Genomic DNA, 15,005 nt, shown 5'->3' on the forward strand with positions numbered 1-15,005 from the left:
CTGATGCGGATCTGGGCATGTGAGCGTTCATTGCACGATGACCACTTCTTCGGTATCGCTGCCGCCGTTGGACGACGTCACCCGAACCTTGGCCGGTGGGATCGGGGTGATCCCGGTGGTCAGGGTTTTCACTGCGCCGTCACCGCCCAGCGCACCGATGGCGGCGCCGCTGCCGGAGGTGGCGGTGAGTACCGGCGGCGAGGTTTCGTCACTGGTCGAGGCCACCAACGTCAGTTGCCCGGAGCTCAGGCTGTACTCGGCGCGCTGGATCACCACCAGGTCGGTCAGGGTCATGGGTAGGGTGGTCGGCAAACTGGTCGCGATGGCCAGGTGGTTGTCGGCGGTCACTTGCAGCGTGGTCGGCAAGGTCGGGTTGACCTGCGATTGCGCGTACCAGCTGCCGGTGCTGTCGGCCTCTTTGAGGTTGAGCACCGGCGTGCTGCTGGTGACCGCGACGGTGGCCGGAGCAGGCGGGGCTTTGACGAATACGTCTTGTTGGGCGACCGGGGCGCTGTCGCCGGGTTTGCGCGAGTAGGTGCTGCGTTCGGTGATCAGCGGTGTTGGCCGAACCACCGTCGACAACTTGCCGGAGACGGCAAACACCGTGGTGCGCAGATCGATCCCGCCGGGGCCTTCGATGCGGATGAAGTTGGTGTTGAACGGGCTGCCGGTCACCGCTTCTTCAAGGTTCGGGTCGCCGATGAATTGTTCGGCACCGCCCGCCGGATTGGTCTCGGTATACGGACCGTTGACGCTGCGCAGGAACGGCCCGACGTCACCCTTGAGCGCGCCGTCGTAGGTTTTCGGACTGCCGATGCCGATGTCGCGGGTCATGTTGATCGCGCGGCGACCGGGGGTGTCGACGGTGAACACTTCGACGCCGTACGGGTGAGTGATCACGTAGGTCCCGGCGGTGGGTACATCGACCCGGATGCGGATGCGGGCGAAGCTGATCTGGTCGCCTTCCACCGGATCACCGCCACTGAACGCCGCTTCGACGGCCGAGCCGTAGGACAGGTTGATGCCCCGGGCCGCATCGACAACGGTGCCGTCGGCGGTGAACCAGAACGCTTCGTCGGGAAAGTTGCTCGGGAAGACGATCGGCTGGGCGTCGTCGAACACACCGGGTGTCGGAATCAGCGAGCACATGTACGAAGGGGCGCCAGGCGTGCTTGGCACGCGCGAGCTGAGCGCTTTGGACAGGCACAGATCCAGCGTACGACCGTGGGTGTCCTGATACCAACTGGCAAATCCGCCGGTCGCCGGGGCATAGGGTCCGGGATCGACGGCGAACAGAGCGGCCTGGGCAATGCCCTGGGCCAAGGCGCTCACGACCAGGACGGTCGCGGTTTTGGACAGTAAAGGGTGCATGAGTTAATCCCTCTATCGAAGTGCCTGCCCCTTGGGGGTGGGTCAGTTGCAGAGGGGCTTTACAACTTCCATACCAACGACCCGTAACGGTCGGGAGAAGCCCGTGGCGCAAGGGTTGGCAAGTGAGGGTGGGGATTTTTTGCAGCGCGGGCATCGGGCGACAGTCCCCAGGATTGGGGATTGTGGGGCTCCATCGGCAGAGCGGATTTGCAGATCGATGATCGTGGGGCCGTTCACCCCCCGCATCCGGGCAATCACCCAACGGTGGGCTATAACCCTATAGGGACGTATCGGGAAGTCGCCGCCATGAACATGCAGTCAAAATCGCTACCGGTCGAGGAGAGCAGCCTGCGGCTGGGCTCGCGCAAGCAGCCGTTCAATCTGCTGCGCTGGTTTTCATTGATCAGCATGGCGGTGATCGGCACGGTGGCCGTGGCGCTCGGGACGGTGTCGACGCGATTCGTGATCGAAGAAAGCGTGCAGCGCGATGCCTTGCTGACCGCGCAGTTCATTCAGGCCATCGCGTCGGCGGAAGTGCGTCACGTCTCGATCCCCAATATCCGCACCATGGGCGAGTTGCTCGACCCGCGCCAGGACAACGATTTTCCCGACGTAGACCCAGCGGCCCGGGCCAATGCCCGAGGCGAGTTTCTCGATCACATTGCCCACTTGCCGGACGTGATTCTCGCCAACATTTATGCGCCGGATCGTCTGGTGATCTGGTCGACCAACCCGGCACTGACCGGTACGCGGATTCACGCCGATGAAGACCTCGACCGGGCGTTCAATGAAAAGATTCCGGTCTCGGCCAGTTACCACGACGTCGACAAGGGTCGTGAAGAGCAGAAGTTCGTGGTGCCGCCGGAATACATCTTCATCGAGAACTACATCCCGTTGTTCGACGCAGACGGCAAGAACGTCACGGCGATGGTCGAGATCTACAAGGAGCCCAAAGACCTGATCGCCCGCATGGAGCGCGGTCTGACCCTGATCTGGCTGGCCACGGCGCTGGGCGGCGGGCTGATTTATCTGGGGCTGTACTGGATCGTGCGTCGGGCGGCGATCCTGTTGGCGGTCCAACAAAAGCAACTGATCGCCAACGAAACCTTCGTTGCGCTGGGCGAGATGTCCTCGGCGGTGGCGCACAGTTTGCGCAACCCGTTGGCGACCATCCGCTCCAGCGCCGAACTGGCCCTGGAATTCGACGCGGGGCCGGCGCAGAAGAACATCAAGGACATCATCGGCCAGGTCGATCGCATGTCGAAGTGGGTGCGCGAACTGCTGCAGTCGCTGCGACCGCTCAACGACGAACCGGAACCGGTGAACCTGGTGGCGGCGCTGCATGAAAGCCTGGTCGCGTTCGAACAGCAGATCGCCAAAAACGCGGTAAACGTGGTGTTTCATCCGCAACAAACGCCGATGGTGCTGAGCCAACCGGTGCAACTCACGCAAATCCTCAACAGCCTGTTGGCCAACGCACTGGAGGCGATGGACAAGGGCGGCACGCTGACCATTACGCTTGAGCCAACGGACAGCCGAGGTGTCAGCGTCATGCTCAGTGACACCGGCAAAGGCATGAACGAGGAACAGCGCAGCATGGCGTTCCGGCCGTTTTTCACCACCAAGCAGGGTGGGCTCGGCGTAGGGCTGGTGCTGGTCAAACGGATCATGGAGCGCTTCGGCGGCGGCGTGACCCTGGACAGCCGCGAAGGCGAGGGCACCACCGTTCGTCTGGCGTTTCAGCTCATCCAGTAAATTGGGGTGAACTTCCCCCAGGAGCGGGTGTCAGGCCCCAGTCACCGGGGAGTGGGGAATGCAACAGCGTCTGTAATGGCTTGTTTCAACGGGGATTAATACTTTGGCGAGGTAATTGCAAAACACCATCACCCCTTCCTTAGATGAGGCGGCTGGTGATGGACAGAGCAACGCGTTACCCCAACAAGTTATTCCTGCTGACGCCGTTAAGCGTCTTTCTGGCATTGACCCTTGGCACCATGACCGGGGTTCGAGCGAGCCCGATCGATGACGAGAACCAGCCGGAAGCCTCCGACCCGTCGGCCTACTACGACGAGCCGGCCGATGAACCGGCGGCCCTCAACGCCATCCTGACCATGCCCGAGGCCAACGAAGATTCCTTCGATCTGCCTGACGGGGTGAAAGGCACGCGCAACACCACGCGTTCGGAAAACATCCTGCCGCCCACCGTGCAGACCAGTTTCAATTACCCCACGAATGGCAAGCCGAGCCCGTTGTACGGCGCCCAGCCGTTCACTCAGCAAATCGTATTGTTCGAAGAATTCGGCCCGGAAAAACTCGACCCGACCACCCCGGCCGCGCCGTTGGGCTTTCCGCCCGCTGCCATCGGCCCGGCGCCGGCCCAGGACCCGAACAGCGTTGCCCGCAGCGCGCCACCCGGCACGGCGCTGGACGCGTTTTTGCGTCAACCGGGGCTGACACCATTCCCGAGCCAGTTCTCCAACGTCGTCGACCGTAACCCGTGGCAGTCGCAAATCGAGTTGTTCCTCAACCGTCACATCGGCTCGTCCGCCGAAGGCCGGCCACCGGGAAAAGGCTGGGCTCACCAGCGCTGGAACGAGTTCTACCCGCAAGTCGCCTACAAGACCGTGCAGACCGGCGCGCGTCTGAACGGTGGCCTGCGTGACAGTCGGCAGATGCACGGTTATGCCGTCGGCGAATTCGGCCCCGGTGGTCTGTACCACAACGTCGCCGGCGTGCCGGCGACCGATGGCACGGCCAAAGGCGTCGATGCGCGTTTCCACCCGGCGATGCCAGTGCAGAACCACAACTCGGTGTGGACCTTCGACGGCACGCTGCCGCCGAAACTGCTGATGGTGCGCTACGGCCAACCGGTGATGATGCGTCACTACAACGGCTTACCGATCGATCCGTCGGCCAACCGCGGTTTCGGCCTGCACACCATCACCACCCACGAGCACAACGGCCACGCACCGGCGGAAAGCGACGGCTATGCCAACGCATTTTTCTTCCCAGGCCAGTATTACGACTATCGCTGGCCGATCCAGCTCGCCGGTTACGACAGCATCAACACCAAGGCTGAAGACCCGCGTGCGGCGTTCCCGTGTGCACCGGGGGAAACCCTGTGGGTCAACGACCTTGCACCTGCGAAGAAGACCTGCGACCACGGCACCATCAAGATCCGTGGCGACTGGCGCGAAACCATGAGCACCCACTGGTTCCACGACCACATGCTCGATTTCACCGCGCAGAACGTCTACAAGGGCAACGCGGCGATGATGAACTACTACAGCGCCCTGGATCGCGGCAATGAATCGGTGAACGACGGGGTCAACCTGCGTTTCCCCAGCGGCAGCGCCTTGCCGTGGGGCAACCGCGACTACGACGTCAACCTGGTGTTCGCCGACAAGGCCTGGGATCAGGAAGGCCAGTTGTGGTTCAACCCGTTCAACACCGATGGCTTCATTGGCGATCAGGTGCTGGTCAACTGGCAGTGGAAACCGACCCTCGACGTGCGTGCCCGCAGTTATCGGTTCCGTATCCTCAACGGTTCGGTCTCGCGCTACTTCAAACTCGCGCTGGTACGGGAAATCAAAGGCACCAGCGGTGAATTCCAGGGGCCGAAGAACTCCGGCGTTTCCTACAGCCGCGTGCCGTTCCACATGATCGCCAACGACGGCAACATCATGGAGCACAGCGTGCCGTTCGACGGTTCGATGGATCTGGATGCTGACGGCGACAAACAGAACCACAACGCGATCCTGCCGACCCAGGGCATCGCCGAACGGTTCGACATCATCGTCAATTTCTCGAAAAACGGCATCAAACCGGGCGACAAGCTGTTCTTCGTCAACCTCCAGGCCCAGGACGACGGCAAAGGCCCGAAAGAGACGATCTCGCTGTCCGACGTGCTGTCCGAGAAGTACCTGGCGGTGATCAAGCAGACCAGCAAAGGCCCGCAATGGGACAGGGGTGATCCGGCAGTGGGCAAGGTCTTGCAGCTCAACGTCAAGCCTTTCACCGGGCAGGACCTGGCCATGGACCCGGCAGCCTACGAACCGGCCAAACCGGGCAAGGCTGAAGGCATGGTGATGATCCCGCTGAAGATCCACCGCGACAACGCCGCCGACAAGGCGCTGCTGGCCAACGCCCGTCACCGGACCTTCACCTTCGGCCGCAGCGACGGCACCGATGAAGCACCGTGGACAGTCAAGACCGATGGCGGCTTCGGCTTCCACATGGACCCACGCCGGTTAAACGCCTCGACCAAATTAGCCAGCGGCCCGACCGATGCCGGCACCGCAGGGTTCGGCACTCTGGAGGTGTGGAACATCAAGCTTGGCGGCAAGGGCTGGAGCCATCCGGTGCACGTGCACTTCGAGGAAGGGATCATCCTCAGCCGTGGCGGCAAGGCCCCGCCTGAGTGGGAAAAATGGGCGCGCAAGGACGTCTATCGCATCGGCTCGGAAGCCGACGGGCTGGACAGCGTGGAAATGGCGATCAACTTCCGCGAGTTTGCCGGGACCTACATGGAGCACTGTCACAACACCCAGCATGAGGACAACTCGATGCTGCTGCGTTGGGACCTCGAGAAACCCGGCCAACTGCAGTTGATGCCGACACCGTTGCCGAGCTGGGATGGCGTGCGCTACGTCAACTCTGCCGCGCTGCCAACCTTCCGCACTGGCGATGGCTTCGGCCCGCAAGTGACCGTGAAGAAATGAAAAGGGAGGGAGCCGACATGACCCAGCCAACGCCGCGCTCCCGCGCCCTCGGCATGCACTTGATCCTGGTGCTGGTCACCTGCCTGTTCGGCAGTCAGGTGCTCATCGCCCATCAAGCGCTGCCCGAAGGCGCCAGCGAATCCGCCACCCCGTGGGGTGGCGACTATTTCCCCAACACCCTGCTGACCGATCAGGACGGCAAGCAGGTGCGCTTTTTCGATGATCTGATCAAAGACAAAGTGGTGGTGATCAACTTCATCTTCACTTCATGCAGCGACTCCTGCCCACTGGAAACCGCACGCCTGCGCCAGGTGCAGAAACTGCTGGGGGATCGGGTCGGCCAGGACATCTTTTTCTACTCGATCAGCATCGACCCGCTCAGCGACACCCCCGAAGTGCTCAAGGCCTATTCGCAACGGTTCAAGGTCGGCCCTGGCTGGAAATTCCTCACCGGCGAATTCGAAGACGTCACCGACCTGCGCAAGAAACTCGGGCTGTTCATTGAGGGCGTCGACAACGGCCGCACCAAGGATCACAACCTGAGCCTAATCGTCGGCAACCAGAGCACCGGGCGCTGGATGAAGGCGTCGCCGTTCGAGAACCCGTGGATCCTTGCCGATCAACTGGCCAACACCCTGCAGAACTGGAAGCAGCCAAGCATCGAGGAAAGCTACGCCAATGCGCCGGACATTCGTCCGCCAAGCAACGGCGAAGAACTGTTCCGCACCCGTTGCGCGTCGTGCCACAGCCTCGGTCCGCAGGACGGCGAAGGCATCGGCATGCGCAACATCGGCCCGGACCTGATCGGCGTGACCCGTCAGCGTGACCCGGCCTGGCTCAACCGCTGGATCCGCGAACCGGATCGGGTACTGGCGGAAAAGGACCCGATCGCACTGCAACTGTTCGAACAATACGAGCGGATTCCGATGCCCAATCTACGCCTGGACGAGTTGTCGGCGCAGTCGATCATCGACTTTCTGCGCGATGAAACCGAGCGTCAGCACCCCACCGCGCAGCCCTTGGCTGACGGGGCGTTGACGCCAATAAGTCCGGCCGCCAGCAGCGAAACGGTGAGTCGCATGCGCTAGCGGCTAAATAGCATCATTGAGTCCTGTATCACGGTCATTGCCACCTACACTCAGTCGTGAGGTGGCTGTAACCGGTTCGATACACAATGCCAGGGCACCCCCATGCAACGACTGGAAGAACAAAAAACACCTGCGCCGAATGTCGCGGCAGCAGCCATCAAGAGTTGGGGCGGACAGTTCAATCTGCTGCGCTGGTTCTCGCTGGCCAGTTTTTTCATCATCGCCGCCGTGGCGCTGGGGCTGGGCTATATCTCCACGCGTTTTGTGGTCACCGAGAGCGTGGAGCGCGATGCGTTGCTGACGGCGCAATTCGTCCAGGCCATCGGCGATGCGGAAATGCGCCATGCCGGCATCACACCCCTGCGCACCATGGGCGAAATGCTTGATCCGCGTCAGGACGAAAATTTCCCCGACGTCGATCCGGTGGCCCATGGCGCGGCCCGGGCCGAGTTTCTCGATCATGTCGAACACTTGCCGGACATCCTGCTGGCGACGGTCTACGCCCTGGATCGCTCGGTGATCTGGTCGACCAACCCGGAGCTGATCGGCGTGAAATTCGAGGACGATGACGAGCTGGACGAATCGTTCGAAATGAAAGTGCCGGTCTCTTCCAGTTATCACAAGATCGACGACGAGAAACCCGAGCAGAAACTGTCCCGCGAACCCAAATACCTGTTCATCGAAAACTACATTCCGATGTTCAACGCCGACAAAAGCAAAGTCATCGCCATGGTCGAGATCTACAAGGAACCGGCGGATCTGGTGGACCGCATCGACCGTGGTTTTGCTTCGATCTGGGCGGCGACGATCCTCGGTGGCGCGGCGATTTATCTGGGGCTGTTCTGGATCGTGCGGCGTGCCTCGACCTTGCTGCAGAGCCAGCAACAGCAACTGATCAGCAACGAAACCTTTGTCGCCCTGGGCGAGATGTCTTCGGCGGTGGCTCACAGCTTGCGCAACCCGTTGGCGACCATCCGTTCCAGCGCCGAACTGGCCCAGGAAGTGGCCAGCCAGAGCGCCCAGCGCAATATCGGCGACATCATCAGTCAGGTCGACCGCATGTCGCGCTGGGTGCGCGAGCTGCTGGTGTCGTTGCGGCCGATGAACGATGACGGTGAAGCGGTGGACCTGCTGGCGGCGGTCGAAGACACCCTGGGCGCGTTTGATGCGCTGATTCGTCGTAGCGGGGTCGACGTGCGATTCAACCCGCAGGACTGCCCGCCGGTCGTCAGCCAAAGGGTGCTGCTGACGCAGATTCTCAATAGCCTGTTTGCCAACGCCCTGGAAGCGATGCCCAAGGGCGGCGTGCTGAGTGTCGACATTGAGACACCCCATGCCGGCCAGGTGTGCATGACCCTGGGCGACACCGGCAAAGGCATGAGCGCGCAGCAGCAACAGCTGGTGTTCAAACCGTTTTTCACCACCAAGCAGGGCGGCCTCGGGGTTGGCCTGGCACTGGTCAAAAGAATCATGGAGCGTTTTCAGGGCTCGGTCGTGCTGACCAGCCGCGAGCAGGAAGGAACCCGCGTCAGTCTCAACTTTAAAGTGGCATCGGGAGGGGAATATGGAACACAGCATTCTGCTGGTCGAGGATGACGAACTGTTGGCCGACAATATTCAGACCTACCTGGAGCGCAAAGACTTCGAGGTGACGGTTTGCCATTCGGCTGAAGACGCGCTGGGGCAACTGGAAAGCTTCATGCCGGACATCGTGCTGACCGACAACTCGCTGCCGGGCATGAGCGGTCACGACCTGATCCAGAAGCTGCGCATCAGCGCGCCGGATCTGAAAGTGATCATGATGACCGGTTACGGCAATGTCGAAGATGCGGTGGTCGCGATGAAGGAGGGCGCCTTTCATTACGTCACCAAACCGGTCGCGTTGCCGGAGCTCAAACTGCTGCTGGACAAGGCTCTGGCCACCGAGCGGATGGAGCGCACGCTGTCGTTCTATCAGGAGCGCGAGGCGCAGAAATCCGGGGTGCAGGCGCTGATCGGTGAATCGGCGCCGATGCAGCATTTGAAAAACACCATCGGCCAGTTGCTCGAAGCCGAACGCCGCATGACCAACGGCGATCTGCCGCCGGTGCTGGTGGAAGGCGAGACCGGGACCGGCAAGGAACTGGTGGCGCGTGCGCTGCATTTCGACGGCGCGCGCAGCAAAGGCCCGTTCATTGAATTCAACTGCGCGTCGATCCCCGCCAACCTGGTGGAATCGGAGCTGTTCGGTCACGAGAAGGGCGCGTTCACCGATGCCAAGGATCGTCGCGTCGGGCTGGTGGAAGCGGCTGACGGCGGCACGCTGTTTCTCGACGAAATCGGCGAAATGGATCTGGTGCTGCAGGCCAAACTGCTGAAGTTGCTGGAAGATCGCACCATCCGCCGGGTCGGCTCGGTGAAGGAGCGCAAGGTCAACCTGCGGGTGATCAGCGCCACCAACTGCAACCTCGAACAGATGGTGCAGCAGGGCAAGTTCCGCCGTGACCTGTTCTTCCGCCTGCGGATCATCTCGATCAAGGTGCCGCGCCTGTATGCCCGGGGCGACGACGCGCTGCTGTTGGCCCGACATTTTCTCGCCAGCCACGGCAAGCGCTACGGCAAACCGAATCTGCATTTCAGCCAGCAGGCCGAAGAGCTGCTGCTCAACTACACCTGGCCGGGCAACGTGCGCGAACTGCGCAACATGCTCGAACAGACCGTGTTGCTGGCGCCGAACGACATCATCGCCGCGCACCAGTTGAACGTGTGCATGAGCCTGGTCGACGAGCCGCCGCTGCATCAGCATCACGAGGTGCCGCATTTCGAACCGCGCCCGGCGAGCAATACCGAGTCGATGAACCTGCCGGAGGTCGAGCGCGACATGGTGCGCAAAATGCTCGACAAGACCGACTGGAACGTCACCAAGTCCGCCCGCTTGCTGGGTCTGAGCCGCGACATGCTGCGTTACCGCATCGAAAAACTCGGCCTGGCACGCCCGGACAAGCGTCAGTGGTAGACCGCGTTACTCCGTGGATTCGGCGGGCTCAGGCACTCCAGCAGGCACGTCGGGTCCAGCACCTCGTCATTGACGTAGATGCCGCGCTCGGCATCGTACGTGCGGATAAACACCCGCACCGTCGCATCGGCCACGGTCGGCAGTTGTGAATCGTGGAAGTCGTGGCGATCGGGGATCACCACGAAATCCTGCGGCGTGGTGTCATCGAACGGCCGTGGCGGCTGGGCATTCAGCGACGGCGGCGCCGGATGGGCGAACGGCTGGTTCGGCCCGTAGTAGTTGAAGTTGCTGTCGAGAGCTTGCGCCTGTGTGGCGGCGAGCAGACAGGCGGATAGCAGCAGCCGGTTGAACGTTTGCATGGCGGCACCTGTGGAAGCGGTTTTCCCCAAGGCTATTAACTATAGCCGCCCGTTGGCTTACAAGTTCGCAACAACCTGGATCTGCAGGCTCAACTAGACTCGGGCCGCTCAATCAAGAGCATCGTCCGGAGTGCGCCATGGAAGTGCCAAACAACAAGAACGCCATCGAAAGCAATCGTCAGGCGTGGAACGATTCAGCCCGTCATCATCAGGAATCGCCCGACTGGCAGGCCTTGCTGACCGAGGTCGCCCAGGCTGATTTCTCCTGCCTCGACTCAACCCTGCGCGGTTTGCTGGAGCAGGTCGGTGTCGATGGGAAGGATGTCGTGCAACTGGGTTGCAACAATGGCCGCGAGAGCCTCTCGCTGTTCGCGCTGGGTGCGCGAAGCGTCGTCGGGGTCGATCAGTCGGTGGCGTTTCTCGAACAGGCCCGGGAGCTCAACAGCCGCTCGCCGCACAAGGCCGAATTCGTCGAAACCGATATTCATCACCTGCCCGAATCACTGCGCGGTCGCTTCGACGTGGCACTGATCACCATCGGCGTCCTCAACTGGATGCCGGACATCGGCGAGTTTTTCCGCCATGTCGCCTCGACTCTCAAACCGGGCGGGCAACTGGTGATCTACGAAACCCACCCGTTCCTGGAAATGGTCGATCCCGACGCCGAGGACCCGTTTCGCCTTGCGACCTCGTACTTTCGCAGCGAGCCGTTCGTGCAAGAGGAACCGATTGTCTACGTCGGCAAGGTCGAACAACAGGCCGCGCCGTCGTACTGGTTCGTGCACAACCTCGGCGCCATCTTCACCGCCGCCCTCGAAGCGGGGCTGAACATCGCGCATTTCAAGGAATACCCGCATTCGAACCGGGAAGAGGCGTATGACCAGTACCTGAACCGCGAGGCGCAGATGCCGATGTGTTTTACGTGGGTGGGGGTGAAAAACTGAAGTCCGAATTGAGCGTCATGAAGGCGGCCGATTGGCCGCCTTCTTCAATTCAAGCCTGCGCAGCCGCCGTCACCACCGGCCGTCCCGGTTTGCGCAGCGGTTCCAGCCGTGAACCTTCGTACCGCGTCTCGCGGAAGAACCGCCATTTTCCAAACAGGCCGTAGACGTGGGTGACGCGGCCCTGTTCGTGATAGCCCATGCGGATGTGCAGCTTCAGCGCCGGGATGTTGTGGGTTTCGCAGACGTCCACCACTTTGTGGCAACCCTGGGCGGCCATGGCTTGCCAGAGGGTGACTTGCACGTCCACCGACAGGCTGCTGCCGAAGTAGGCGCGGGTCATTTCGCCGCCGAACTCGAAGAACTCGCCGGGTTTGACCGGGAATTCGCAGCCGTAGTAATGGCGGTCGTGGTAGTTGCGGGTGCTGCCCCAGATGAAGCCCACTGCGTGGTCGTCTGCGTCGAGGTACATGTGCCCGGTGTGACCTTCGGCCGCAAGTTCGGCCATGGTCTGCACGCGGTCACCGAAGTGTTTGGCGAAGGCGCCGGTGTTGTGCGGCGTGATGTCGACTTTGCGCAGGCCTTCGTAAGGGCGCAGCTTGTGCGGCGGCACCGGGCTGATCAGGTCGCGCTCCATCCACAGCAGTTCCCAATGGAAGAACACGTAGCGTTTCCACAAGGTGCCGAAGGTGCGGCCCAGGCCTTTTTGCTTGATGCGTTCGCGCAGCTTTTCAATGACGCTCATATGCCCTCCGTGGCCGCAGCCCGGGTGTTTTTGGATGTCGCTCTGGTGGGTATAGATCAAGCCTGCAAGTTCATTTCGAAGTGCCATCTTCGAAAGTATTGCAAGTTGTGTAACTCAATCGAGTGCCGCGGCACCGCGCAGAAAATCCTTGTTCAGGTCGGCATAGGAGACCCGTGGAACGCCCGCCAGCCGCTGCTCTAACACGCGGCTCAGGGACTCTCCAGGTTGCAGATAGGCATCACCGAAATCAGCCCCGAGCTGATTCGGATGTGCGACGATTTCCAGCACACCGTCGGTCGGCGCGGGCTCGTTGCGCAGGTCGACCGGGGTGCAGACGTAGTCCGCCGTCGCACCGGCCAGCCCTTGCAAACGACGGTTGAGCAAGCCTTTGAATAGGCGTTTGGGCAGGCTGAGGTTTTGCCCCAGGTTACGTGCCAGTCGCACCGGTACGCCCTGGTGGGCGGCGAAGCGCGCGACGATCTCGCCGATCGGCCAGATGTTGTGCACGTGCTGATGGGAATCGATGTGGCTCGGGCGCACGCCATGATCGACACAACGTTGCCACTGCGCCTGCAATTCCTCCTGCACCGCCTCGCGATCCGCTCGACCGAGCCACAGGCTGTACCGCGTCAGGTTGAGGTCGAACACTCCCTGGCTGTCGCAGAAGGTGGGACGGGCGATAATCGCCTGGCTCAGTGGCCGGCCATACGTCAGGTTGAAATGCAGGCCGATCCGCCCCTCCAGCAAGTGATGGCGGGCCATCGCGCAGGCGGCTTCGAACGCCGGCATGTTGGCCATGGCCGTGGCGGAACTGATGACCCCGGCCTGGAAGGCGCCGAAGATCACCGCATTTTCGTTCGGGGTCAGGCCGAAATCGTCAGCGTTGACTATGACTTGGCGAGGCATGTTCGCCCTCCGTGGTGATGGCGGCGGGTTTGCCGACGGGTTGGGCGATCGCCGTTTGCCGACGTGCTCGCCACTGCTGCAGTTTCGGTTTGAGCCGCTGCCAGACGCGTAGCCCAAGCCCCAGCAACAGGCCGCTCGGGCGCCAGGAGTAGAAGCTCCAGCGCCAGTGTTCCAGTTGCCCGGTCATGCGTTCGTGCAGTTGGTGACTGGAGTTTTCCAGGCTGACCCGCGAGGCATCGATCCAGCGCCAGTGATCGTCCAGGCCCCAGCGAATCCATTCCTCCAGTAACACCCGACCGCTGCCCAGATCGGCGTACTGCGGCAGGAACGCGAGGTTGTAATCGTAGAGCCGGCCCTGTTCGAGCAAACCGAGTCGGTAGCTGATGCAGCGCCCGTCCAGCTCCAGCGTGACCACCCGCACCAAACCCTGTGCGGCGAGGGCGGTAAAGGCGCTTTCGATGCAGCGGCGGCTGCGTTCGCTGGCGAAGATGCCGACGCCTTCGTCGCCTTTCCAGCTCACCGCTTCGACTTCGCTGATGGCCTGCAACAGCGGGCCCATGGTCACGGCATCGGGAATGATTCGCCGCACGACAGCTCCGCACGCCGCAATCCGTTTGCGCGCACGGCGCAGTTTGTAGCGCGGATCACCGGAGACTTCCTGAAGATCGGCGTCACTGATCAGGTGCACCGGCACCCGACAGCTCAAGCGCCGCTCGCCAGTTGAACTGCGCGCCATCCATTCGGTGAGGACGCTTTCTTCACCCGCCGGCTCAGACAGTTCGTTGAGCTGCAGCAACGCGTGGGGGATGCGCTGGCGAATGAGCAACAACGCCTGGCGCAGGCTGTCGGCCTCAAGCACGGACAGCAGCGCCAGGCGATCCGCCAGCGGATAACCGAGGTGATGCACCACGCCAAACGGTATCCCGGCAAAGCGTTCACGACTCGCCACCAACGGCAGGCACAGGCGCAATTCGTCCGCCTCCCAGCCCAGCAGAATGTGCAGATGCTCACTCGCGTCGAGTGTCTGCTCTGCCGCGATCAACCAGCCGAGGCTGTTGAACGGCGTGTGATCCGTCACCCGCAGGCGCAGCCCTTCATAGGCTGCTGCCGGGAAGTCGGGTGCGCACAACGAAGTGCGCCATTCGAATCGCGCCATAGGCTCAGGTCGCCGTTGCTGTGACGGAGGGACGGGAAGGTTTGCGCAGCGCATCCAGACGCGAGCCGCTGTAGCGGGTTTCGCGGTAGAAACGCCAGCGGGCGAACAGGGTGTAGACGTTCATGATCCGGCCCTGTTCGGTGTAGCCCATGCGCAGGTGCAGCTTGAGCGCCGGGATGTTGTGGAACTCGCAGACGTCCACCACTTTGTCGCAGCCCTGGGCGGCCATGGCTTTCCACAGTTCCAGTTGCAGGTCCACCGACAGTTCGGTGCCCCAATAGGAACGGGTCAGTTCGCCGCCGAATTCGAAGAACTCACCGGGTTTCACCGGGAACAGGCAGCCGTAGTAATGGCGGTCGAAATAGTCCCGGGCGCTGCCCCAGATGAAGGCCACCGCATCGCCGTGATCGTCGAGGTGCATGTGCCCGGTGTGACCTTCGTTGGCCAGCTCCGCCATGGTCCCGACGCGGTCGCCGAAGTAACGGGCGAAGGCACCGGCGTTGTCCGGCGTGATCTTCACCACCCGCAGCGGCGGGTAAGGCTTGAGGCTGTGGGGCGGCACCGGGCTGACCAGGTCGCGCTCCATCCACAGCAGTTCCTGATGGGAAAAGAAATAGTGCTTCCACACCTTGGCCAACGTGGCACGCAGGCCTTTCTGTTTAATTTGCTCGCTGATTTTTTGCAGAATGCTCATGGTCGTTGCTCCTGATGACGAGTCATCGC

At 62.0% G+C, this 15,005-nt stretch carries 12 protein-coding genes; 6 read left to right on the top strand and 6 right to left on the bottom strand.

Annotated features, from left to right (window positions below; all coding sequences use genetic code 11):
• Positions 1-27 precede the first annotated feature (27 nt).
• The gene (locus IF199_RS10865; RefSeq protein WP_192560356.1) at positions 28-1,371 is read right to left on the bottom strand and encodes a hypothetical protein; all 1,344 of its coding nucleotides are present in this window, start codon (positions 1,369-1,371) and stop codon (positions 28-30) included.
• Positions 1,372-1,677: 306 nt separating this feature from the next.
• Here IF199_RS10865 and IF199_RS10870 point away from each other — a divergent pair, with 306 nt between their 5' ends.
• From IF199_RS10870 to IF199_RS10890, 5 genes are all read left to right on the top strand, one after another.
• Entirely contained in the window at positions 1,678-3,126 is a 1,449-nt protein-coding gene (locus IF199_RS10870) for a sensor histidine kinase (protein ID WP_096821333.1), read from the top strand.
• 158 nt (positions 3,127-3,284) lie between these two features.
• On the top strand, positions 3,285-6,092 hold the full coding sequence (locus tag IF199_RS10875) for a multicopper oxidase domain-containing protein (RefSeq protein ID WP_192560357.1): 2,808 nt from the start codon (positions 3,285-3,287) through the stop codon (positions 6,090-6,092).
• Between the two features lie 17 nt (positions 6,093-6,109).
• Entirely contained in the window at positions 6,110-7,180 is a 1,071-nt protein-coding gene (locus tag IF199_RS10880) for an SCO family protein (protein ID WP_192560358.1), read from the top strand.
• Between the two features lie 102 nt (positions 7,181-7,282).
• Positions 7,283-8,776: a sensor histidine kinase gene (locus IF199_RS10885; protein WP_102622391.1), complete on the top strand. Its 1,494-nt coding sequence runs from the start codon at positions 7,283-7,285 to the stop codon at positions 8,774-8,776.
• Complete coding sequence (locus tag IF199_RS10890) at positions 8,745-10,175, top strand: sigma-54-dependent transcriptional regulator (RefSeq protein ID WP_096821337.1); 1,431 nt, start codon at positions 8,745-8,747, stop codon at positions 10,173-10,175. Before IF199_RS10885 ends, IF199_RS10890 begins: the two co-directional genes overlap by 32 nt.
• On the opposite strand, the gene IF199_RS10895 is transcribed toward IF199_RS10890, so the two are convergent.
• Entirely contained in the window at positions 10,166-10,534 is a 369-nt protein-coding gene (locus IF199_RS10895; RefSeq protein ID WP_096821338.1) for a hypothetical protein, read from the bottom strand. The genes IF199_RS10890 and IF199_RS10895 overlap by 10 nt on opposite strands.
• 137 nt (positions 10,535-10,671) lie before the next feature.
• Between IF199_RS10895 and IF199_RS10900 the strand changes: the two genes are divergently transcribed.
• On the top strand, positions 10,672-11,478 hold the full coding sequence (locus IF199_RS10900; RefSeq protein WP_192560359.1) for a class I SAM-dependent methyltransferase: 807 nt from the start codon (positions 10,672-10,674) through the stop codon (positions 11,476-11,478).
• A 49-nt stretch (positions 11,479-11,527) separates the two neighbouring features.
• Here the strand turns inward: IF199_RS10900 and IF199_RS10905 are convergent, their stop codons facing one another.
• The 4 genes from IF199_RS10905 to IF199_RS10920 form a co-directional block, all read right to left on the bottom strand.
• Positions 11,528-12,220 (bottom strand): GNAT family N-acetyltransferase, encoded by a 693-nt coding sequence (locus IF199_RS10905; RefSeq protein WP_192560360.1) that lies wholly within the window; start codon positions 12,218-12,220, stop codon positions 11,528-11,530.
• 114 nt (positions 12,221-12,334) lie between these two features.
• Positions 12,335-13,126 carry a ChbG/HpnK family deacetylase gene (locus IF199_RS10910; RefSeq protein WP_192560361.1) on the bottom strand — a complete coding sequence of 264 codons (792 nt, stop codon included), beginning with the start codon at positions 13,124-13,126 and terminating at the stop codon, positions 12,335-12,337.
• Complete coding sequence (locus IF199_RS10915) at positions 13,098-14,282, bottom strand: GNAT family N-acetyltransferase (protein ID WP_192560362.1); 1,185 nt, start codon at positions 14,280-14,282, stop codon at positions 13,098-13,100. Before IF199_RS10915 ends, IF199_RS10910 begins: the two co-directional genes overlap by 29 nt.
• Positions 14,283-14,286: 4 nt before the next feature.
• A complete protein-coding gene (locus IF199_RS10920) occupies positions 14,287-14,976 on the bottom strand; it encodes a GNAT family N-acetyltransferase (RefSeq protein WP_102622398.1) in 690 nt (229 codons plus the stop codon).
• Positions 14,977-15,005 lie beyond the last annotated feature (29 nt).

This window comes from Pseudomonas allokribbensis (genome assembly GCF_014863605.1).
Classification (GTDB): domain Bacteria; phylum Pseudomonadota; class Gammaproteobacteria; order Pseudomonadales; family Pseudomonadaceae; genus Aquipseudomonas; species Aquipseudomonas allokribbensis.